The organism is Segatella copri (assembly GCF_002224675.1).
In the GTDB taxonomy this organism is placed as follows: Bacteria; Bacteroidota; Bacteroidia; order Bacteroidales; family Bacteroidaceae; genus Prevotella; species Prevotella copri_U.
Genome location: NZ_NMPZ01000005.1, coordinates 54,766 through 78,606, shown reverse-complemented (window position 1 = coordinate 78,606; position 23,841 = coordinate 54,766). Strand labels below are relative to the sequence as shown.

Sequence of the window (23,841 nt, the reverse complement as noted above, 5' to 3'; positions counted from 1 at the left end):
TTATTAAATCAATCTGGATGCAAAGATAAGCATTTTTCGCCAAAACGGACCTATTTCGCATCGAAATTTAATAAGTTTTCTTACTATATTCGCTCGGTGTACATCCAAATTGCTTCTTGAAGCTGGTTGAGAAGTGAGACAGGGTGTTGAATCCCGTCATATAGGCAATCTCCGAGATGTTGTACTTGCCCTCCACGATGAGGGTGGCGGCACGATTGAGCTTATAGGTCTTGAAGAAGACGCTTGGATTCTCTCCTGTGAGTCCCTTGACCTTGTAGTAGAGCTTTGTGCGGGAGATGTGCATCAGTTTCGTTACCTTGTTGACATCCAATTCCGAGTTGGCCAGTTCCTGCTCCATCATATGATAGAGTTCATCCATAAAGAGTTTGTCTTGTGGCGACAGTACTTCCTCCACGTTCTTGTCGGTCTCCGTGGCGTTGGTCAGGATGGTCTTGGTCTTCTCGCGGTTGGTGAGTTGCGAGTTGATCATTGCCAGGAGAACCTTGGGGGTGAATGGTTTGGTAACGTAGGCATCAGCTCCACTGTTCAGACCCTCCACTTGGTTTTCGGTGGTGGTCTTTGCCGTTACCAGGATGACTGGGATATGGCAGAGCTGGATGTCTTGCTTGATTTCCTTGCAGAGATCATAGCCGCTCATTCCCGGCATCACCACATCGCTGAGGATGAGGCTAGGTTCTTCCTCCCTTGTCGCCTTCAAGGCACTCTCGGCATCGAAACGATAGATGATGCGATAGGATGACGCCAGGAGGGTGCGAAGATAATGCACCACTTCGGTGTCATCATCTACGATAAGTATTTTCGGACGGTTGTCTGTACTGTTGTCTTGACTTACCTTGTCTGCCACTTTCTGACTGTCGTGCAGTGGAAAAGCCATCTTCTGGTCTTGCTCCAAAGGGGCTTTCTCGTTGGCGGCATAGAGGCTCTCCTCGGTAGGCAGGGTAACGGTGAAGATGGCTCCCTGGCAGTCCTTGCGATTGCCCGCCTTTAGATCGCCATGGTGAAGGATGGCCAGGCTGCGGGCATAGTAGAGTCCGATGCCTGTACCCCAGTTGATGGTGCCTGTGGACTGGTTGTTCAACTGATAATATCGCTTGAAGATATTCTCCACCTCATTCTGTGGGATTCCCTTGCCGGTATCAGCCACTGTGATGGTGATGATCTGTACTCCCTTGTTAGTGGTACCGGTGTCGAAAGATACATCTATCTTACCGCCACGAGGGGTAAACTTCATGGCGTTGGACATCAGGTTGTTGATAATCTTTTCCAGTTTGTCGGAATCCAGAAGCATCAGGTAGGAACCTTCTAGTCCGTGACAGTTCAAGGTGATACCTTTCTCCTCGGTATTCACGATGAAGAGGTCCATGATGCGTTTCATCTCGGAGATAATGTCGGTTTGCTTGACGTGCAAGCGGAGTGTGTCGTTCTCCAACTTGTTGAAGTCGAGCAACTGGTTGACGAGTCTCAGCATTCTATCCACGCTTCGGTTGATGATGTTCAATAGCAACTTGTCGTGCTTGTTGATGCTTTCACTTTCACAGAGTTGTTCCACTGGTCCCGAAATCATGGTGAGTGGTGTCCGGAACTCATGCGAGATGTTGGCGAAGAAACTCATGTTCATCTTGTTGATGCGCTGTTCCTGCTCCTTCTCATCCTTAGCCTTTTGAACCATGTTCTTCTCAATGCTGATGCGCATCTTCTGCCGATAGATCACGAAGCCGACGCATCCCATTATAATAAGGTATAGGCACCATGCCCACCAGGAGTTCCAAGGCTCAGGGGCGATGCTTACCTGTATGCTTTTTTCGGCGATGATATTGTCGGAGTCGTTGCCTACCATCTTGACCTTGAAGGTATAGTTGCCAGCTGGCAGATTAGAGTAGTACGCCTCGTTGTTATTGCCTGCATCAATCCATGTATTGTCGAATCCTGCCATTTGGTAGAAGTAATGGATGTGCTTGTAGTCGCTGTAGTCGATGGCCGAAAAGGCGATGCTGAAGCTGTTTTGTTTGTAGCTTAGGTGGATATGGGGTGATTCCTCCATACTCTCCTCGATGCATCCGTTCTTGCCGGGAAGCATAATCTCATTATGTACCTTGAGTGTTTCGAAAAGCAGACTTATCTGTTGGTTCGTGTTTACGTTTTGCGGATTGAAGATGGTGAGTCCCTGGGTGCCGCCGAAGATGAGTGTTCCATCTGATAGCTTGCACGAAGCCCTATCGTAGAATTGGAAGCCTTTCACACCGTCAGCCTCGTTGTAGGTGGTTACCTTTTCTGTTTTTCCATCTATCTTGTTGAGTCCATACAGCGTACTAACCCAAATGTTTCCATCTCTATCTTCCTCGATGCTGGAAATGTCGGAGCAGGAGATTCCTGCTATGGTGGTCAGCTTGCGGCTCTTTGCGTCATACTTCAAGAGTCCGTTGGTAACTGTACCCAACCAGATGTTGCCCTTGCGGTCTTGATAGTTCTTGGTAGGGATATACACACTTCGCTTGATGCACTTTTTCCAGTCATCCGGATTCACTTTAAACTCTTGGACATCGAAGTTGTTTCCATTCATTTCCAGGATAGGTCTGTAGAAGGCAGATATGAGCATGCTGCCATTCTGCAAGAGCATGATGCTGGGAATGAAGCAGAAAGTGGTAGGGAAGAGTTGTTTTTTGGTCATCTCTCCACTTTGTGCTGAAATGCAGTAGATGTTGACGGATGCCGTGGATACCCAGATGTTTCCCTTTGCATCTTGGCAGATGTCCATAGGCATGAAGCAAGGGTAGGAGGCTACCTTGTTGAGATTGTTGCCATCGTATTGGTACTTTGCCACATGGTCGCCATTGGCTAGCCATAGATGATTGCTGCTATCCACAAAGATGTTGGTGGTGGCATTCTTCCTGTTGCCGTTGCTATAGGAAATCATCGGTATGTCCTTGAGTTGCTGGGTTTGCAAGTCATACATATAGAGTCCGTTCTTCTTGGTAGAAATCCAAAGGTGATGATTCCTGTCGGTGGCTACGGAGAGTACGGGCTGTTTGCCGATGGCACGTTGAAGGGCAGGCATGCTATTAAACATATCCTTGTATCTATAGATGGTTTTTACGCCATCGTCTTCAGAACCAAGCCAAAGGTTGCCCTTGGAGTCGGTTAACATCTTGTTGACTTCCATATCAGGCACTTCGAATGGGAAATTCTTGTCGCTTTGTGGCAGGATGGTTCCCTTCTGGGCATTGAAATAGAGTAATCCGTGCTTGGTGGTGCTAAGCAGAAGGTTGCCTTTTGCACCATAGGGATGGATGCAGTTGACCATGTCGTTGGGGATTTGCAAGCCTTGCAATGCTGCAGGGAGATGTTGCCATTTCCTGGTATCCGTATCAAAGAGTTGCATTCCATTGTAGCCAGAGATGTAGAGCTGATGCCCATCGAGGAGAAAAGAGGCGATGGGATAACTCTGTACAGGGCTTTGGACGATAAGTTTGAGGTCTTGGGTGCGATATCCCTTGACAGAGTAAGAGGTAACAATCCACATCACATCTTTTCGGTCTATATGGCAAGAGTAGTTATAGCAGTTCTTCTCCACCATCTTGGAGAGCCTGGTGATGGCTTTGTTGTTTTTTTCGTCATATTGATATAGGTCTGTTGTCGTGAGAAGGAAGATTCTTCCCTCCTTGTCTTCCAGGATTTTTTCGATGTTCTTGTTATTGCCATTGATACTTACTCGTTTGAAATTGCCATTGGCCTGGTATAGGCATACGCCATTGACGGTGGCTACCCAGAGTCGGTTGTGGGAGTCACGATAAATGTCGGTAATATTGTTGTCGGGCAATCCCAGTGAATCGTCCACGCAGTAGTATTGGTGATACTGGTTGCCATCATACTTGTTGAGACCACGGAAGGTACCTATCCAGATTTGTCCGTATCTGTCTTCGCAGATGCTCTTTACCTTTTGGTTGGAGATATGATCAGACAGGACGAGGTTCTTCTCGGGTGAAGAGACTTCGGGGATGTCTTTTTGGTCCTGGCAATCAGTAAGAAGAAGGGCTGCCAAGAGGATGAGTACGTTATAAAATACCTTTGTTCGTTTCATAATCGATGGTTTTGATAGTTGCTGCAAAAGTACTATAAAACCTTGATATATACAAGGTTTATAAGACTTTTTAAACAAATACGCAAGTTTTTGAACATATAGAAAACCCCATTTTGAACAAAAACGTAACACAAGAAAACAAGTTAGAAAAAGGTGTATGATAAAAAGCAATACCTTTGCAGCCGTAAACAATCAACTGATTTACAAGAATAAAAGCTTAACTAACAAAGTATTATCTTTAATGAGTAAAATCTATGAGAAAAATGAATGATTACAGAAGGTTCCTGACCTTCGTGTTCTTATTGATGATTTCCGGTTCTGCTGCCTTGGCGCAGGAACTGATGAAAGTCGCTGGTCTCGTAGTTGACCAAAATGCCGACCCTTTGATTGGTGTTACCGTGCGTGTGCAGGGAGACAACAAGGGTGGCACTGTAACCGATATGGATGGTAACTTTACGATCCATGTGCAAAAAGGTAAGACCCTTGTCTTCTCTTATCTTGGCTATAAGAATAAAGAGGTATTAGCCAACTCTTCCAAGCTTAAGATTACATTACATGAAGACAACAAGGTTCTCGATGATGTGGTGGTTGTAGGCTATGGCGTTCAGAAGAAGAGTTCTGTAACAGGTGCCATCTCTCAGGTGAAGAAAGAGGATATGGAGAATCGTACCATCACCAATGCCAAGTCTGCTCTTCAGGGTAAGACCGCAGGTGTACAGATTGTCTCTTCTTCTGCTCGTCCGGGTGCATCACCAACCGTTCGTATCCGTGGTTTCTCTTCCAATGGATCTTCCGATCCTCTCTATGTAGTAGATGGTGTGCGCCTAGGCGATATTAGTGGTATCGATCCTAATGACATAGCATCTATGGAAGTGTTGAAGGATGCCGCTTCTGCTGCCATATATGGTGCAGAGGCTGGTAATGGCGTGGTTCTCATTACTACGAAGAAGGGTTCTGTGGGTAGTGGAAAGATAACATATGATTTCCAATATGCCATCGAATCGCTTGCTAAAAAGCCTAAGTTGCTCAATGCCGAAGAATATATCCAATATATGAAAGAAGGTAAGACCTTTACCGAGGATTATCTCTTGAAGAATTGGGATGGAACAACCAATACCTCCTGGGTAGATGCCATCTATGGCAAGGGTAAGATGCAGAAGCACAACCTGGGCTTTACGGGTGGTAACCAAAATGGCAACTACTATCTTTCGCTTACTTATCTTGACAATGATGGTATGGTAAGAGGTAATAATGATCTCTATCGTCGTCTCACCGCTACCATCAATGCTGAATATCAGATCAAGCCATGGCTGAAGGTGGGCACTACTAACCAGATTGAAAAATATAACGCTCGTTCTGTTTCAGAGGGTTCTGAGTATGGTTCTATGATGGCAGCTGTGCTTTCTATGGATCCATTGACCCCCGTTGCATACGAGGGTGGAAACTTGCCTGCTCATGTTGCTAGTGCCTTGGCAAGCGGAAAGCATCTCTTGACCAATGCGGCTGGTAACTACTATGGCGTGTCAGCTTTCTATGCAGGTGAGCAGTTCAACCCATTCGTGATGCGTGACAATGGCATATCTCGCAACAGTGGATTCAATGTGAATGGTTCCATCTATGCAGATTTCAAGCCTATCAAGGATCTTGTGATTACTTCTCGCTTTGGTTATCGTTTGTCGGGTACTCGCAGTTCTTCCACTTCACTTCCTTTCTATGGAAATGCAACGCAAAGCCGTGATTATGTAGATCAGAATGCATCTTCTTCTACCTCTATCTATTATCAATGGGAAAACTTTGCCAACTATATGAAGAGACTCGGTGACCATACCGTGAATGCCATGGTTGGTATGTCTTTCCAGGAATCTACCTACGATTACGTGCAGGGTGGTTTGCAGGCTAATGGTGAAGACGCTGTCAAGAAAAACAATCCATTGTTCTACTATCTGAATTTCGCATCCGCTTCTGCTACCAAGTCTGTAGGTGGTGAGAAAACTCGCTCAGCCAAGTATTCTTACTTTGGCCGTTTGAGTTACGATTATAAGAACCGTTATTATCTGCAGGCTTCCCTCCGTGCAGATGCTGCCGACTTGTCTAAGCTTCCAGCTACCAATCGTTGGGGATATTTCCCAGCTGTGTCTGGAGGTTGGACCATTTCCGAGGAAAAGTTCTTCGAGCCTTTGAGAGATGTTGTGACTAGCTTGAAGTTGCGTGCCAGCTGGGGACAGAATGGTAGCTTGGCTGCCTTGAGTGGCTATGCCTACAGCACCGATATGGCGCAGGGTAGCATTTATCCGTTGGTTCCTGGTAATAATTATACAACATCTGTTAGTCCATCCAGTATGGGTAACGATAAACTGAAGTGGGAAACATCAGAGCAGACCGACTTGGGTATCGATGCGCTCCTCTTCGCAGGCAGAATGAACTTCAGCATGGACTATTTCGTGAAGAAGACCAAGGACTTGCTCGTGGGTGGCACCACTCCATCTCTGGTTATCGGCGGCACCACATCTCCTATCAATGCTGGTAACGTAAGTAACAAGGGATTCGAGTTTGAACTCGGTTGGAGAGACAACATCGGTGATTTCAGCTACAGTGTACGTGGCAACCTCGCTACCTTGAAGAACGAGGTTACTTATCTCGACCCATCCTTGACCCGTTTGCAGGGTACTACCTTTATGAATGTGCCTCTCACATACTTCGAGAAGGGTTATCCTGTGTATTATTTCCGCGGCTATCAGTTTACAGGCATAGACTCAAAGACGGGCGATCCAACTTTTGCCGACCTGAACGATAGTGGTGATTTGACCGATGATGACAAGATGGACTTGGGCAGTGCCATTCCAAACTTCACCTATGGTATCACCTTGACCGCAGCTTACAAAGGTTTCGACTTGGCAGTATTTGGTTCCGGTGCATCAGGCAACAAGATATTCAACTGCATCAACCGTACCGACTTCCCTATGGTCAACAAGATGAAGGAACTCTTCTATGACGACCGTTGGACGGAGAGCAATCCTAATGGTAGCAAGCCACGTGCTGGTGCCAACAATATGGACAAGTATGCTACATCCAGCGCAATGGTATATGATGGATCTTATTTCAAGATTAAGCAGATTCAGTTGGGCTACAGCTTGCCGAGAACCCTTCTCAAGAAGGTGGCAATCAGCAACTTGCGCCTCTATGTATCTCTCGATGACTTCTTCACCATCACCAAGTACCCAGGCTTCGACCCTGAGGTTTCTACCAATGATGTAGTGGGTATGGGTATCGACAAGGGCGGTTATCCAACCTCAAGAAAGGTAGTAATGGGCTTCAACTTGGAGTTCTAAGGTCTGGAGGTTCATATAACTAACACTATACATATTCTATATATATAATAACATTAGGAAATTATGAAAAAGAATATCATATATAGTCTGCTTCTCGTTGTGGCAGTGTTATTTGCCGGTTGTGAAGACAGACTCGATATAGCAAAGCATGGCAATATGGGTGGTCAGGATGATTTCTACAAGACCAATGAGCAGACCGAGCAGGCGGTGGCTGCCATGTATAGCCGTGTGAAGGGATTGTATTATACTTGGTTCTTTACCAAGAATATGCTTTCGGATGATGCTTGGTGTGGCGGTGGTAGTCGTGGCGACAACAACTCATACGAGCAGTTGAATGAATATACCTTCGATTCTAGCAACGGTAATATCGAGGGCCTGTTCTCGGGTCTCTATGGTGTCATCTATCAGTCAAACCTCGTCATAGAGAAGGTGGCTAATGATACGGAAGTCAAGAAACGTGCCATAGCCGAGGCTTATTTCTTCCGTGCTTGGGCTAACTTCGAGCTGGTTACCCTTTGGGGTACAGCTCCATTGGTAGATCATCTCTTGGCTACAGGTGAGTACCGCCAGCCAAACAGTACTCCTGAGACACTTTGGGCTGCTGTGGAGGCAGACTTGAAAGAGGCTATCGGCATGAATGCCTTGCCTTCCAAGAAGAACAAGGACGATCAGGAGACGGGTATGCGTGTTACCCAGGAAGTGGCAAAGGCTTATTTGGGCAAGGCTTATCTCTTCCAGAAAAAGTATCAGGAGGCTGCATCCGCACTCAATGAGGTGGTGGATTCCAAGAAGTACGACCTCTTCCGTGGCGACTATGACATGCAGTTTCATGCCGTTAACAACAACAACTGTGAGTCTATGCTCGAATTGCAGTGGCGTAACGACCAGGAGCAGGCTTGGAGCCAGTTTGACATGACCTTCCTGATGCAAGGATGGCGTACTGGCAATATGACGCTCGAAGGCAAGGCTGCCGACGAAGTGGCTCAGGGAACCTACGGCTTCTTGAATCCTCGCAAGTCTCTCTATGATGCATTTGTAAAAGCAGAGGGCGAGAATGGATATCGTTTGCAGAAAACTCTGCTCAACAGTGATCAGATGACAGCATACGGCGTGAAATTGAATCCTGGTCAGAATATCTATGGATGTGAAGGATACCTTTTCTTCAAGAACCGCGTATTGAAGAGTGACAACATCATGGATGCCTCCTACTTCCAGGGATTACAATATACCGACCGAAAGATTATGCGTTATGCCGAAGTTCTCCTCCTGGCTGCCGAGGCAAACCTGGAGGCTGGTAACACAGACGTAGCACTGAAAGACATCAATGAGATTCGTATCCGCGCCAAGGAAACTCCATTGACTAGCGTTACCTTGGACGATATCAAGACGGAGAAGCGCTTGGAACTCTGTCTGGAAAGTACCCGATTCCAGGACTTGGTACGTTGGGGTGATGCCAAGAATGCCTTGGCTTCACAGGGTAAGGAAATCCCTAACTACTCTTCCAAGGGCGTAAGTTGGGATTTCTCCAATTCTACTTTCGGATTCCAAGACAAGCACATGTTGCTTCCTATTCCTTTGAAGGAAAGAGAATTGAATCCTAATATCCAGCAGAATACGGGATGGTAATCTTCTAATTAACTGATATTTAAATGATATTGATATGAAAAAATATATAGGTTCAATATTAAGTCTGTTTATTGCTGGGCTGTGTTTCACAGCCTGCGATAACGATGCTCTTGATGGTATGCAGGGGGTATATGCAGATATGCAGAGTTATACATCGCAAGAGGCTACCGTGCAGCCTACCACTAAGTTAAAGAAAGGTGTGAAGTCGCTCAATGTAGATATAAAAGATGTAAAGGGAACTGCCATTCAGATTAGTTTTGGCAGTACCGAGTGGATTCTTCCCGCTGCCTCTTATACCGTAGCTGAGACCGTGGCTAACAAAACTTGTGTGGTCAAGGTGAATGGTGAGGCAATGAAGAGTGGCGACATCGACGTATCTCTTATCGGGGGCAAGTATTACTTGAACGGTTTGTTTGCCAATGCCGCTGGTCAGCATGTGAAGCTGAATTATGTAGGAGAGCTTGCCTTCATCGTGGGACAGGATGACCCAGAGGCATCGGGCTATACTCTTACTATCACTCCAACTCAGATTATCGATTGGTCAACAGGTGCTCCTGTCGTCGTGAATCCTGATGCTACCAAGTATATCATCTCTATCAACAATCCAGCAGGTCAGCCTGCTGCTTATCTGGAGGCCGTGAATGCCAATCAGCTCGGTAATGCAGACTTGGCTGGTGAATATACCATTCAGGGGAATGCTTCAGAGCCTTGGTTGATGGGCAATGGTTATGCTTTCCCTCAATACGGTTTCATGGGTGGTAGTTTCTTCGTGGATGAGACTGGTGTTGCACAATACATCACAGCTGGTAAGATCATCATCTCTACCGCTAAGGATGCAGAGGGACAGGACTTATTCTCATTCGAGGGCGCTGACCTTGATACCCAGAGTGGTGTGGATGGAGCGGCTGGCAAGGGATCTCTTAAGATTAAGTTTGCTGCCATCGCCAAGTAACAAGTAATAAATTAAAAAATAAAACGTTATATTCAATGAAAAGATTTTCGATATTAGCAATAGCATTATGTGCGATTGGTGGCTCTGCCTTCGGACAGCAAGCCTTGTTCGGAGGGCAGATGCCTCTCTCTCCTGAGATTCATGCAGACAAGACCGTTACATTCCGCTGCATGGCACCAGGGGCTCAAAAAGTACAGATAACTGGTGACTTCCTGCCAACCAAGAAAATTGATACCCCGATGGGTAAGTATGATATGCCAGGAGTAGCCGATTTGAAGAAGGATGAGAAGGGCGTGTGGTCTTTTACAACCACTGCTCCTTTGGCACCAGAGCTTTATAGCTACACCATGATGGTGGATGGCGCCAGTGTTACCGACCATCTCAACGTCTATACCGTGCGTGACATCGCCAACGTTTCCAACTATTTCCTGGTAGGCGGTGGAAAGGCAGATCTCTACAAGGTCAACAAGGTAGCGCATGGAACCGTATCAAAGGTCTGGTATGATGATGCCAAAGCTGGCCTTACTCGCCGTATGACAGTATATACTCCTGCAGGTTACGAGACCAGCAAGCAGAAATATCCTGTGCTTTATCTCTTGCATGGCATCGGTGGCGACGAGGAAGCGTGGATGGATTTGGGACGTGCTTCGCAAATCCTCGATAACCTCATTGCGCAAGGCAAGGCGAAGCCAATGATCGTCGTCATGACCAATGGCAATATCTCTCAGGAGGCAGCTCCAGGACAGACATCGGATAATCTGATAGTTCCTACATTGGGATTGCCTAAGACCATGGAGGGCTCTTTCGAGGCATCTTTCCCTGAGGTAGTGAAGTTCATGGATAGTCGCTATCGTACCATCGCCAGTACTCAAGGTCGTGCCATAGCAGGTCTTTCGATGGGTGGTTTCCACTCGTTCTATATTTCTATCAACAATCCTAAGACCTTTGGTTATGTAGGTTTATTCTCTGCAGCCATCGGTAAGGAGCAGAGGAGCGGTGGCGCCAATGAGTATATCTACGACAATGTGGATGATAAGTTGGCTAACCTCTTTGCAGCCAAGCCAAAGCTCTACTGGATAGGCATAGGTAATTCCGATTTCCTCTACAAGGACAACGTCGCTTTGCGAAAGAAACTGGATAGCAAGGGCTACAAATATACCTATATGGAAACTGATGGGGGACATATTTGGCGAAATTGGAGAATCTATCTCGCTGAATTTGTACAAAAAATATTCTAATAATTACCAGGAAGGTCTTCTAAATCTTAGGAGACCTTCTATAGAATGAGACTAACAATTATTAAAATTAGATAACAATGAAAAAAATTACATTCTTGGCAACTGCCTTGCTGATGAGTCTTGGCAGTTTTGCCCAACAGGCATTGTTTGACAATGTTCCTGTTATCTCACCTGAGGTGAACGCCAACCATACCGTAACTTTCCGCTTGAAGGCTCCTAATGCCCAGAAGGTGCAGGTTACTGGTGATTTCCTGGCACCGAAAACCATTGATACACCAATGGGAAAGTATGATGCTCCTGGAGTAGCTGATATGACAAAAGATGAAAAGGGTGTTTGGACTTTTACCAGCCAGATGCTTTCTCCTGAGTTGTATTCTTACAATTTACTTTTGGATGGAGTGAAGATCGTTGACCCGGGAAGCGTGTATATCACTCGTGATATTACCTCAGAAACCAATATATTTATTCTTTCAGACAAGAAAGGTGATTGTGGTGACCTCTATACTGTTAACGAAGTGCCTCACGGAAATGTGTCTAAGGTATGGTATGATAGTCCTACACTCAAGATGCAGCGCCGTATGACGGTCTATACTCCAGCAGGTTATGACAAGGGTAAGGATTATCCTGTACTCTATCTGCTCCATGGCGCTGGTGGCGATGAGGATGCCTGGACTACTTTAGGACGTGCACAGCATATTCTTGATAATTTGATTGCCACAGGTAAGGCTAAGCCTATGGTTGTGGTGATGACAAATGGTAATCCTAATTGCCAGGCTGCTCCAGGTGAGTGGTCGGCAGGTCAATACATTCCTTCTTTCTATGGCTATCAAGGTGCCAAGCCAGCTGCCACCATGGATGAGAGTTTCCCTGATGTGATGAATTATGTGGAGAGCCACTATAAAGTTGCTAAGGACAAGGCTCATCGTGCCATCTGTGGACTCTCTATGGGCGGTGGTCATTCTTTCGATATCTCTCGTCGTTTCCCTACCAAGTTTGATTACATCGGACTCTTCTCTGCAGGTTTGCATGTGGGTACTACTGGCGATTTCCGTAGTGACTTCTACAAGCAGTTGCAGGGGAATGAGGAGGCTAAGACTCAGTTGGCTACTCTGTTTAAGAACAAGCCAAAGTTGTATTGGATTGGTATGGGCAAGACCGATTTCCTCTACAAGAGCAGTGCAGACTTGCGTCGCTACTTCGATGAGAAGGGGTATAAATATACCTATTTGGAAACGGAGGGTGGACACATCTGGCGTAATTGGCGTGTGTATCTTACAGAGTTCGCACAGAAGATTTTCAAATGATAAGATAAGTTTTTCAAGTAATAGTTTTATAAACATTAAAAAATAAGGTATAGACAATGATAAAACAGATTTTAGTTTCTTCATGTGTGCTTTTTTCTGCGACTTTCGTAGTGCAAGCACAGAACCCAAAGTTGGGTGTGTCTCCTATCCAGGATGTCATCAATGCGATGACTCTCGATGAGAAGATTCAGTTGGTGGTAGGTTCTACGGGTAAGTATGAGAGCCAGATGGAGGCTACCATTGGTAACCAAGGTCAGTTGGTACAGGGTGCCGCAGGTCAGGTGAATGGTATTGAGCGTCTGGGCATTCCTGCTACGGTTGTAGCCGATGGTCCTGCTGGCCTTCGCATCGACCCTAAGCGCAAGGATACCGACAAGACGTTCTACTGTACCCACTTCCCTGTGGCTACTGTGATGAGCTCTACCTGGAACAAAGACTTGGTGTATTCCGTAGGTACCTCTATGGGAGACGAGGTGAAGCATTATGGCGTAGATGTCTTGTTGGCACCTGCTACCAATATTATGCGTAATCCTCTTTGTGGTCGTAACTTTGAGTATTATTCAGAAGATCCATTGTTGGCTGGTACCATTTGTGCTGCTATGGTGAATGGTATCGAGAGCAACGATGTAGGTACTTCGTTGAAGCATTTCGCACTGAACAACCAGGAGACCAATCGTACTCGTAACAATGTTATCGGTAATCCACGTACTTTCCGTGAGATTTACTTGAAACCTTTCGAAATCGTTATCAAGGAGGCTCAGCCTTGGACAGTGATGACTTCTTACAATCTCATCAATGGTACGATGTCTAGTGAGCGTTGTGACTTGATAACAGAGATTCTTCGCCATGAGTGGGGATTCAAGGGTATGGTGATGACTGACTGGTTTGGTGGTCTTAGCGCAGCTGCCCAGATGGAAGCGGGTAACGACCTGTTGATGCCAGGTAAGGCAGACCAGGTGAAGGAGATTCGCAAGGCTGTGCTCAATGGTCGCCTGTCGATGGAAATCCTCGACCGCAATGTACGCCATATCTTGGAGTATATCATGCAGACTCCTCGTTTCAAGCAGTATGTTGCTGACAACAACCCTGATTTGAAGGGACATGCTTTGGTGGCTCGCAATGCCGCTACCGAGGGAATGGTGTTATTGAAGAATAACAAAAATGTATTGCCACTCGTTCAGAAGATTAAGAACATAGCTCTCTTCGGCAATACTTCTTATGATTTCATAGCTGGTGGTACTGGTTCCGGCAATGTTAACCATGCTTATGTGGTAAGTTTGTTGGATGGTTTGAAGAATGCTGGCTATCAGGTGGATGGCGACATCCAGAAGTCATACATAGAGTATGCTCCAAAGGCAAAGGCAAATTTGCCAAAGCCAAAGAATCCTTTGGAGGCTTTCTTGCCTGGTCACTTCATCCCTGAGATGAGCCTTGCTGAATTGAATATGTCTGCTGCCGTCAAAAACAACGATATGGCAATCATCACTATTGGTAAGTCGTCTGGTGAGTTCTTGGATCGAAAGATTTCTGATAGCTTCAATCTCACCAAGGAGGAGAAGGATATGATTTCTGGCGTTTGCAACGCTTTCCATAAGGCAGGTAAGAAGGTGGTTGTCATCTTGAATGTTTGTGGCGTTATTGAGACCAAGAGTTGGATTGGCGGTCCTGATGCTGTATTGTTGTCTTGGTTGCCTGGTCAGGAGGGTGGTAACTGTGTTGCTGACATCTTGGCGGGTAAGGAGAATCCTTCTGGTCGTCTTCCTATGACATGGCCTGTAAGTTATAACGATGTTCCTTCTAAGGCTGATTTCCCTAACCCTGAGACTGTCAAGGTTGATGATGTGCTTGGTATGTTTATGGGCAAGGGCATCGGTAGCAAGGGTGACGTGAAGAATGTGGATTACACCGAGTATAATGATGGTGTTTATGTAGGTTATCGTTATTACCAGACTAAGAAAGTGCCTGTATCTTTTCCTTTTGGTTATGGTATGAGTTATACTACCTTTAAGTATGGCAAACCTGTGGTAACGAAGGATGCACAGGGCAATATCAAGGTCCTGGTGACTGTGAAGAATGCTGGTAAGGTAGCTGGTAAGGAGGTTGTTCAGGTATATGTGGCAGCTCCTGGCAAGGATATGGATAAACCAGCAAGGGAACTTCGTGGTTTCGCCAAGACTAAGAATTTGCAGCCTGGTGAGTCGGAGACAGTTTCTATCGACATCCCATACAAGAACCTGGCTTCTTTCAATGAGGTTGATAGTCAGTGGCAGGTTGAGGCTGGTGATTACAAGGTGATGGTGGCAAAGAATGCTGCCGATTTCAAGCCTCTCACTACCGTGATTACTGAGGAAGCAGGTGTAACCGAGAAGGTTCGCCCTTGCTTGCTCAAGGAAGTAAAGTAGTTCTATCAAAGATAAAGCTCAATAATAAAAGAGCTTGATGGTAATAAAGAGTTTAATAAGATATAAAAAGAGGGTGCGCTATCAACTGACGGCGCACCCTCTTTTTATATCTTATGGATTTTTTTAAAAGTCTCTTCTCTTATATGATCCAGAGATGGAAGCCCTTCTGCTCCAGGGCACTCTTGATTTCCTTGACGTGTTCCTCGTCGCGGGTCTCCATGGTGACACGGAGCACGCAGGCATTCACCTTGTTGCGGTTGGCAGAACGGTCGTGATGAACTCCCGTGATGTTGCCGCCCAGGCTTGCGATGACGGAGGCTACCTCTACCAGCTCGCCCGGCTTGTCGTCCAGCTCCATCTCGATGGTGCAGAGACGTCCACTCTTTACCAATCCACGGTTGATGACACGATTGAGGATGGTTACGTCGATGTTACCGCCGCTTACCACGCAGATGGTCTTCTTGCCCTTCACCGGTACCTTGTTGTACATCACGGCAGCCACACTTGCTGCTCCGGCACCTTCTGCCACCATCTTCTCGCTCTCGAGGAGCTTCAGGATGGCTGCGCAGATCTCGTCCTCGCTTACGGTGACGATTTCATCCACATAGTTGGAGCAGGTTTCGAAGGTAATCTTTCCCGGTTCCTTCACGGCGATGCCGTCGGCTACGGTTGCCACAGATGGCAGCTTCTCCTGCTTGTGGTCGTGGAGGCTCTGAACCATGCTGGCTGCTCCCTCTGCCTGGACTCCATAGACCTTGACGTTGGGGTTGAGCGACTTGATGGCGAAAGCGACTCCCGAAATCAGTCCGCCGCCACCTACCGGTACTACCACAGCTTCCACATCAGGCAGCTGGTCGAGGATTTCCAGTCCGATGGTTCCCTGTCCGGCAATCACCTTCTCGTCATCGAAAGGATGCACGAAGGTATAGCCGTGCTCATCCTTCAGCTGCAACGCCTTCTGGTAAGCGTCATCATAGACGCCCGGAACCAGGCAGACCTCTGCACCCAGACGCTTGGTAGCCTCTACCTTGGAGATAGGGGCACCCTCGGGCAGACAGATGAGGCTCTTCACTCCCATGGCGGTAGCGCCGAGAGCCACACCCTGTGCGTGGTTGCCTGCCGAACAGGCAATCACACCCTTCTCCTTCTCTTCCTGAGAGAGTTGGGAAATCTTATAGTATGCACCTCGAATCTTGAACGACCCCGTCTTCTGGAGGCATTCCGGTTTCAGATAAACATCACTATCTGGGTTGATTCTCGGTGTGTGAACCAGCTCAGTTTTTCTAATCACGTGGCTCAGCACGAAGCGGGCCTTGTAGAAATCGTCAAGTTGTAACATAATCGTTGATATGCTTTAATTCTGTTATCTGTCAGGATGATAGTTCCTGAGTGATTTTTGACTGCAAAGGTACTCTAAAAGGAAGAAAACACAAAATATTTCAATTTAATTTTTGTTATTCGATGATAATATGTGATTATTTTGGTATTAAAGCTTTTGCCCTTACAGGGCGATAGGCTAGCGTCCATAATAACCCAGGGCGATGCCCTGGGCTAGGAGCTTCTGCCCTTTACCTTTCCCTTCGGCCGGTGACCGTTGGTTCAGGGCGTGTAGGGCAAAACGTGCGAAAGTTCTGTTAGATTATTTATGCAATTACATGCCGAAGTGCTCCAGTGCCGCAGCTACGCCATCTTCCTCATTCGAGAGGGTGATGTAGTCGGCATCGGCTCTTACTTCCGGGGCGGCATTCGCCATGGCTACTCCCATGCCTGCAAGCTTCAGCATACTGAGGTCGTTGTAGCCATCGCCGAAGGCTATCATATCGGCAGGGGTGAGATTGATCTTCGCCAGGAGTCTTCTCAGCGACTGCGCCTTGTCGATTCCCTTAGGCACCAGTTCGAGGAAGAATGGGGCTGAGCGGAAGACGTCCATCTTATCGCCCACCATATCCAGCAGTTCCTGTTCAGCCTTGAGCATATCCGATGGGTCGCCCGTCATGAGGAGCTTGGTAGGATGAGGCTCCAGTGCTTCGAGCAGATTCTCTACCTTGCGGATGTTCATCTTGTTGATGCGCGATTCTTCCTTCACATACTGATCGTTTGGCATTTCGGTGATGATTTCGTTGACGGCATAGCCCAGCAGGGCATGGTTCTTCTCTTGCGCGTACTTATATAATACAGGGATTACCTCATCTGGCAGAAACTGGGTGAAGAGTTTCTCGCCGGTCTGGGCATTCACGATGTTGCCACCATTATAGGAAAGAATGTAGCCCCCTCGCTTCTGCAGTTCCAGGCATTCTGCCACCGGCTCGATGCCGTAGGTAGGGCGACCGGATGCAAGGATGATGACGGCTCCCTGGCTGGCAGCCTGGAGCAGCGCTTCGCGGGTTTTCGGAGTAACCACCTTCTCGTGGTTGGTCAGGGTGCCATCCAGGTCGAGTGCGATGGCACGGTAAGGAATCTGTTTTGCTTTTTCCATTGTTCTATGTGATTCTTTGTTTTTTATGCGTGCAAAGATACAATAATATTCTGAAAAATGGGAAGTAAAGTGTATTTTTGCTAATTTTGTTCCCAAAAAGGTGGTCATTTGAACGAAATGACTCTGTTTTTATCAGTGCTAAATGGTTTTTGAACGATTAGTGCCTATCTTTTGTTGTTTGATATACACTATATTCGAAAATTATTGTTATCTTTGCACCGCAAATCATATAACAATAATAAATTTTAAACCTATCAATATGAAGAGATTTATTTCTGCAGTATTGCTTTCTGCAGCCGTAGCTATGCCTACGATGGCGCAGAAGCAGAAGACATTGGGCAATGGCTATCCATTCACTCAAGTACCATTCACCAGTGTGAAGATTTCACAGAATACTTTCTGGGGTGCCCGTCTGAAGGCTGCCCGAGAGGTAACCGTGCCATTGGCTTTCAGCAAGTGTGAGAGCGAGCACCGTTACAAGAACTTCGAGATGGCTGCCTATACCCTGCAGCATCCTAACCACCCGGGCTTGGATACCAAGGAGTGGGATGTGAGCAAGTTCATGGGCTTCTCTTTCGATGATACCGATGTTTATAAGACCATCGAAGGTGCCAGCTACATCCTCCAGACTTATCCGAACAAGAAGTTGAAGGCTTATATCGACAGCGTGCTCGATGTAGTAGCTGCTGCTCAGGAGCCAGATGGCTATCTCTATACCGCCCGTACCATCAACCCAAAGCATCCACACGGATGGTCGGGAAATAAGCGTTGGGTCAAGGACGAGGAGGCGAGCCACGAGCTTTACAACCTCGGTCACATGGTAGATGCAGCCTGTGCTCACTATCAGGCTACGGGTAGCACCAAGTTCCTGAACATCGCCAAGCGCTATGCCGATTGTGTGGTAAAGGAGGTTGGACCTAATCCAGGACAGGTTACCATCGTTCCGGGACATCAGATTGCAGAGATGGCTTTGGCTCGTCTCTATACCTTGACCGGTGAGAAGAAATATCTGGATGAGGCTAAGTATCTGCTCGACTATCGTGGCAAGACCCATATCCGCAACCCATATTCTCAGAGTCAGGCTCCTATCCTGGAGCAGAAAGAGGCGGTAGGTCATGCGGTGCGTGCCGGATATATGTATGCCGGAATTGCCGATGTGGCTGCCCTGACCAAGGATTCTGCCTATATGACGGTGATCGACCGCATTTTCAATAATATCGTTGGCAAGAAATACTATCTTACAGGTGGTGTAGGTGCCCGCCATGACGGTGAGGCATTCGGTGATAACTATGAGTTGCCAAACATGACTGCCTACAACGAGACCTGTGCAGCCATTTCTATGGTTTATCTCTTCGAGCGTATGTTCCTCCTTCACGGCGAGAGCAAGTATATCGACTGCATGGAGCGTACCTTATATAATGGTGTCATCTCTGGTATGAGCATGGATGGTGGCAGATTCTTCTATCCTAACCCATTGTCAAGCGACGGCAAGTATAAGTTTAATGCCGATGGCAACACCACCCGCCAGCCTTGGTTCGGATGTGCCTGCTGCCCAAGTAACTTGTGCCGTTTCATCCCTTCTGTTCCAGGTTATCTCTATGGCGTGAAGGACAATAATATCTATGTGAATCTCTTTGCCGGCAATACATCTACCATCAAGGTAAATGGTAAGGATGTGGTTTTGGAGGAGACTACCGAGTATCCTTGGAACGGCGATATCAAGATTGCTGTGAAGAAGAGCGGCGTAAAGAATGCCAACCTCCTGGTCCGTATTCCTGGATGGGTTCGCAACCAGGTGGTGCCTAGTGATCTTTACAAGTATAGCGATGCCGAGAAGCCTGCTTATAGCGTAACCGTAAACGGCAAGGCTGTGGCGGCTGACCTCGATGCCAACAAGGGTTATCTCCCTGTCAAGAACATCAAGAAGGGTGATGTCATCCGCATCCACTTCGATATGCCTGTGCGTACAGTAGTTGCTAATGGCAAGGTAGCAGATGATAAGGGTAAGGTTGCCGTAGAGCGTGGACCATTGGTTTATTGCGCTGAGGCTGTGGATAATCAGAACGAGCCGGTGCTCCGTGCCGTTATGGCCAAGAAGCCTGCATTCTCACTGGTAGATAACTACAGCATCGAGAACACAGAGACCAAGGACGCTCCAGCCTTCTCTGTCAAGGCTATCCAGACCTCTTCTCAGGTGCTCGACCAGGCTGCTGACGGCACCGTTTCTGTCAAGAACCAGAAGCTCACCCTGATTCCTTACTATGCCTGGAATCATCGTGGTGCCAACCAGATGAATGTCTGGTTCTATCAGAACTTGAATGCTTTGGATAAATAATTTGCAGTTTTATAAAATAAGAAAGCCTGGCAACCGTTATTGCCAGGCTTTCTTGTTAATATAGGTTAATCCCATTAAGAAAAACACTTCTTTTCCGTTTATGTTGTAGTTTTGAACAAATAAAACAAAAGAGAGCTAATGACAGAGAATGAATTCATCCATATCGTTCCGCAGTTGCGGCAGATAACCTTGCAGATCAGTCAAGGTTATGGTGTTGGCTGCGATGAGGCTGAGGATATCGCACAGGATGCGATGCTCAAGCTCTGGGCCATCAAGGATGATATTCGGTCTGCTGCTCATGCCAAAGGTTCGATGGGTTGCATCGCCAAGCATCTTTGCATCGACTTCTTTCGCAAGCGGAAGATGATTTCGATAGATGCCCAGCCTTTCGATAAGTCGCCTAGCCACTATGCGCCGCCCGATGTGGAAGTGGAAAACTCGGAGAACGAGCTGTGGCTGCAAAAACGCCTCAAGGCTCTGCCCTCCAACCAATATCAGGTGCTTTATCTGCGACAGGTAGAGAAGAAAAGCTTTGAGGAAATAGCGCAAATCGTGGGCATCACCCCTGAATCTGTATCTGTCTTGCTTTCGAGGGCAAGAAAGCAGATGTTGCAGGAAATCAGAAAAAGATGTCGATAGCCCTTATATATAAATAGGTATAATCAATAAAGGAGGAAACTGGATATGAACGAAAAAGAAAAGGACATACGACTGTTGCTCGACCGATTTATGGCTGGTGAGACTTCTCTGGAAGAGGAGGCTCTGCTAGGGGAGTGGTTTCGTCAGCATCCCGATGTGAGCGATGACTTGAAGGAATATCAGCTGATGTTTGGATATTTCGATGAGGGGATGCCCCTGGACCATGAGGCGGAGGAGCATGTAGAAGATGCTCATCCGAAGACTAAGGCACGAATGCGTCGCCTATGGTTGCCGATAGGTATGGCTGCATCCATCGCCCTGCTCTTTGTGATTGCCATTCCTTGGATAGGTCAACAGACAGGGCATCGGGACGATTCGAAGATGGCTCAACTCGATGGAAAAACGACTCAGGAGGATGTTGATTCTGCTGTTGTCCACGAGGAGAAATCGACAGATGCCAATCTTTCCATGCCTGAAAAGATAAAAAAGTCGGGTGATTCCATATCTCCCAAAACGAGGAAGCACAAGCAGAGGAAATATCGTCAGCATCTGTTTGCTCCTGCTCCTCCAAAGCTTTGGATAGCTCAGAATATTGCTACCGATTCTCTGTTGGCTGAGCCGGAAATGCTTGCCGATGCGCATCTCAGGGAGATGGAGGCACAGCAGAACGAAATGTTCTTCAAACTCTATCTCATCAATGCTCTTCAGACCCAGTCGCTCAATGCCGAAATTGCCAGTGCCTCGTTCGAAAGCGAGGAGAATGTGCATGATGAGGACTATGTGAGTGGTGACCAAGAGGTTTATTAACAAGAAACAATTAAAAAGAAGAAGAATATGAAAACAACTTTTAAATTAGCATTTGTGGCTTGCCTGATGATGCTCTCTTCGGCTTGCCATGCCCAGAAGCCTATACCGGATATCGACCAGGCTTTTGATAAATTCGTACAGGATTTGGTGCAAGACGACCTCGTTACTTCTTCCACGATGAATACCTACAATATAGGTATGATGAAGGGATTTGAGTTCGCCGTTCCCGGAAAGAAGCAGAAAATGGTGGATACCTTTCATAAGGCTTTGTTGAGCAATAGTCGTCTCGCTTATATCAGTTTTACCAAGAAAGCGGGTTCTGCCAGCATTGAGACGAATCGGGTGGGATATGGCAATAACAATTCCACGACCTACTTGTTTGGTGCTCACAAGGACCGCAACTATAACCTGCAGTATATCCGTGACCGCAAGGATTCTACCATGCGATATGTTTATGCCTTGGTATGGTATCCAGGAAAGAATGATGTGGTATTGGGCAGTGTGTATAAGTTCTACTCCAAGGATCCGCAAGCCTATAAAGAGTCATCAACTTATAAGATGAAAGCAGATCAGGGTTTGGATTCTCTTGTTTTTCTGGGCAACATCAGGTATAACAAAAATCTGGTTCGCAGTTATGACTTGGATATGACTCCTCCAAAGGATGCGGCAGAGTTTATCATGCAACTCAACACGCTCCGTGCTGCCTTTAAGAATGCCAGAGACCAATACCCTTATTTGGGAAATCAGGTAACTCGACGTACCCTCCAGACGGGTGTAGCCAACAAGATAATCAAGCTCTGTAAGGGCTATGGCAAGTTGCTGAATGCCGACGAGAAGAAATTCTGCGCCACTTCGCTGAATGGGATGAAGAAGGATACAGACGATGAATATCTGCAGAGCCTTCTGGAACTGACAGCCAATTCTTTGAGGAAGTAGTAAGTTCTGGAGGTATAAACTGAGAAAAAAGTGAAACTCTCTCTCTTAAAATACCGGTTCGTGGAAACGAGGTAAGAATAAAGCCTTCTATCGTCAGATTGCCGTTGCAATCGATGATAGAAGGCTTCTTATTTAATAACTAAAAATTAATCCCATCCAGGATTCTGCTTCAAGGCACCTTGTGACAAGTCGATTTCCTTCAGAGGAATAGCCCACAGGTAATCGCGGTTAGGATTGAACTTGCGAGTCTCTATCAGAATCTTCTTTCCGTCAGGATCGATGCCATAAACAGGCTTGGTAACATCCTTCTCTGTTGTCCTGTAGCTGCGGGTGTCGAAGAGATGGATTCCCTCGAATGCCAATTCCAGACGGCGCTCCAGGCGGATGGCATCGCGCATCTGATCCTTGCTGAGACCCTCTTCCAAACCAGGAAGGTTCACACGCTTGCGAATCTGGTTCACTGCATCATAAACCTTGGCATCTGGAGCAGAAAGGTTCTCATTGCGAGCCTCGGCATAAGTGAGCAGCACCTCAGCATAGCGGATGTAGATGAAGTTGGTCCAGTCGTAATTTTGGATTCCATAGTTGTCTGGATTGATGTACTTGCGCATGCAGTATCCGGTACGGGTATGGCTGCCGTCACCCATATACTTATTGTTAAAGGTCATCGGACCGCAGGTGGTTCCTGGCCAGAAGATAGAGTAGGCCAATCGTGGATCGCGGTTCTCGAATGGCTTGGCCGGGTTGTAGAGTGGAGACTCTGCGATAGACTTGCCATCGGTACATGGATAAGCATCCACCATATCCTGGGTAGGAGACAAAGCCTCCCAACCACCGAAGTCGCATGGCGAGAAGAACAGACCAATCACGCTACCCTCATTGCCATTCTTAGGATTCTCGACATACTCGCGGTCGAAGAGAATCTCGTTGCAGGTTTCTGCTACAGGCTGGAACAGGTCGCCGTAGTTAGGGTACAGACCAAACTTGCCGGTCTGCATCACCTGTTCGGCTGCAGCTTCAGCCACATCATACTTGTGGTTGTAGAAAGCCATACGGGCTTTCAGGGCGTAGCAAGCACCGGCACTAGCCTTACCATGGTCGGCAGCAGTACGGATTTCCGGCAGGTTAGGAGCCGCCTTATCCAGGAGCTTCACAACATATTCGTAGGTCTCTTCAGCAGAACTGCGGGCTGGAAGTGGCTCGTTCAACTGCAGCGGATGATCCAGGATAGGCACGCCGCCCATATACTTCCACAGGTTGTGGTAAGCGAAAGCCTCGAGGAACTGCACCTCTGCTGTAAGCTGTGCCTTTGCCTTCTCGTTCATGGAAACTTCTCCGATGTGCTCGTAGAATATCTGGCAGCGGCGGATGGTCTCGTAAGCTGCCTGCCAGAGCTGCAGGAAGTGAGGGTTGCTCGATACGGCTGTACCGGCTGACAAGACTCCCTGCTCAGCACCTACGTGAACCGGGATGGCATTGTCTGTATAGCAGTCGGTCATGATAGTATGGTTCTCCGGCTCTATCAGATAGAGGTAGATACCTGTAGCATATTTGTTTGCATCATCCGCAGTCTTCCAGAAAGATATGTCAGACAGCTGGTCTTTTGGGTTTCTCTCCAGGAAGCTATCGTTGCAAGAACTCAATCCCAGACCGCAGGCAAGGATCAGTCCACTCAAAAAATGATATTTCAATTTCATA

General features: G+C 47.0%; 14 protein-coding genes. 10 read left to right on the top strand and 4 right to left on the bottom strand.

What is annotated here, in order from left to right:
• Window positions 1-67: 67 nt before the first annotated feature.
• Window positions 68-4,099, bottom strand: a complete 4,032-nt coding sequence (locus tag CFT61_RS04440; RefSeq protein WP_089543266.1) for a hybrid sensor histidine kinase/response regulator transcription factor — start codon at window positions 4,097-4,099, stop codon at window positions 68-70.
• A 254-nt stretch (window positions 4,100-4,353) separates the two neighbouring features.
• Here CFT61_RS04440 and CFT61_RS04435 point away from each other — a divergent pair, with 254 nt between their 5' ends.
• The 6 genes from CFT61_RS04435 (at window position 4,354) to CFT61_RS04410 (ending at window position 14,950) form a co-directional block, all read left to right on the top strand.
• Complete coding sequence (locus CFT61_RS04435; protein WP_089543265.1) at window positions 4,354-7,428, top strand: SusC/RagA family TonB-linked outer membrane protein; 3,075 nt, start codon at window positions 4,354-4,356, stop codon at window positions 7,426-7,428.
• 63 nt (window positions 7,429-7,491) lie between these two features.
• Window positions 7,492-9,054, top strand: a complete 1,563-nt coding sequence (locus CFT61_RS04430; RefSeq protein WP_089543264.1) for a RagB/SusD family nutrient uptake outer membrane protein — start codon at window positions 7,492-7,494, stop codon at window positions 9,052-9,054.
• A gap of 34 nt (window positions 9,055-9,088) precedes the next feature.
• Window positions 9,089-10,006, top strand: a complete 918-nt coding sequence (locus CFT61_RS04425) for a hypothetical protein (RefSeq protein WP_142990556.1) — start codon at window positions 9,089-9,091, stop codon at window positions 10,004-10,006.
• A 35-nt stretch (window positions 10,007-10,041) separates the two neighbouring features.
• Complete coding sequence (locus CFT61_RS04420; RefSeq protein WP_089543262.1) at window positions 10,042-11,244, top strand: esterase; 1,203 nt, start codon at window positions 10,042-10,044, stop codon at window positions 11,242-11,244.
• Window positions 11,245-11,321: 77 nt separating this feature from the next.
• Complete coding sequence (locus CFT61_RS04415) at window positions 11,322-12,548, top strand: esterase (RefSeq protein ID WP_089543261.1); 1,227 nt, start codon at window positions 11,322-11,324, stop codon at window positions 12,546-12,548.
• A 59-nt stretch (window positions 12,549-12,607) separates the two neighbouring features.
• Entirely contained in the window at window positions 12,608-14,950 is a 2,343-nt protein-coding gene (locus CFT61_RS04410) for a glycoside hydrolase family 3 C-terminal domain-containing protein (RefSeq protein ID WP_437176818.1), read from the top strand.
• A gap of 139 nt (window positions 14,951-15,089) precedes the next feature.
• Here the strand turns inward: CFT61_RS04410 and ilvA are convergent, their stop codons facing one another.
• Both ilvA and CFT61_RS04400 read right to left on the bottom strand, forming a co-directional pair.
• On the bottom strand, window positions 15,090-16,289 hold the full coding sequence (gene ilvA, locus CFT61_RS04405; protein WP_089543259.1) for a threonine ammonia-lyase: 1,200 nt from the start codon (window positions 16,287-16,289) through the stop codon (window positions 15,090-15,092).
• Window positions 16,290-16,601: 312 nt separating this feature from the next.
• Window positions 16,602-17,408 (bottom strand): Cof-type HAD-IIB family hydrolase, encoded by an 807-nt coding sequence (locus tag CFT61_RS04400; protein ID WP_089543332.1) that lies wholly within the window; start codon window positions 17,406-17,408, stop codon window positions 16,602-16,604.
• A gap of 277 nt (window positions 17,409-17,685) precedes the next feature.
• Here CFT61_RS04400 and CFT61_RS04395 point away from each other — a divergent pair, with 277 nt between their 5' ends.
• The 4 genes from CFT61_RS04395 (at window position 17,686) to CFT61_RS04380 (ending at window position 22,143) form a co-directional block, all read left to right on the top strand.
• The gene (locus CFT61_RS04395) at window positions 17,686-19,761 is read left to right on the top strand and encodes a glycoside hydrolase family 127 protein (RefSeq protein WP_089543258.1); all 2,076 of its coding nucleotides are present in this window, start codon (window positions 17,686-17,688) and stop codon (window positions 19,759-19,761) included.
• A 138-nt stretch (window positions 19,762-19,899) separates the two neighbouring features.
• A complete protein-coding gene (locus CFT61_RS04390; RefSeq protein WP_089543257.1) occupies window positions 19,900-20,400 on the top strand; it encodes an RNA polymerase sigma factor in 501 nt (166 codons plus the stop codon).
• A 45-nt stretch (window positions 20,401-20,445) separates the two neighbouring features.
• A complete protein-coding gene (locus CFT61_RS04385; protein WP_089543256.1) occupies window positions 20,446-21,207 on the top strand; it encodes a hypothetical protein in 762 nt (253 codons plus the stop codon).
• Window positions 21,208-21,234: 27 nt separating this feature from the next.
• Entirely contained in the window at window positions 21,235-22,143 is a 909-nt protein-coding gene (locus CFT61_RS04380) for a hypothetical protein (protein WP_142990555.1), read from the top strand.
• A 146-nt stretch (window positions 22,144-22,289) separates the two neighbouring features.
• Here CFT61_RS04380 and CFT61_RS04375 read toward each other — a convergent pair whose 3' ends face one another.
• Entirely contained in the window at window positions 22,290-23,840 is a 1,551-nt protein-coding gene (locus tag CFT61_RS04375; RefSeq protein WP_089543254.1) for a RagB/SusD family nutrient uptake outer membrane protein, read from the bottom strand.
• Window position 23,841 lies beyond the last annotated feature (1 nt).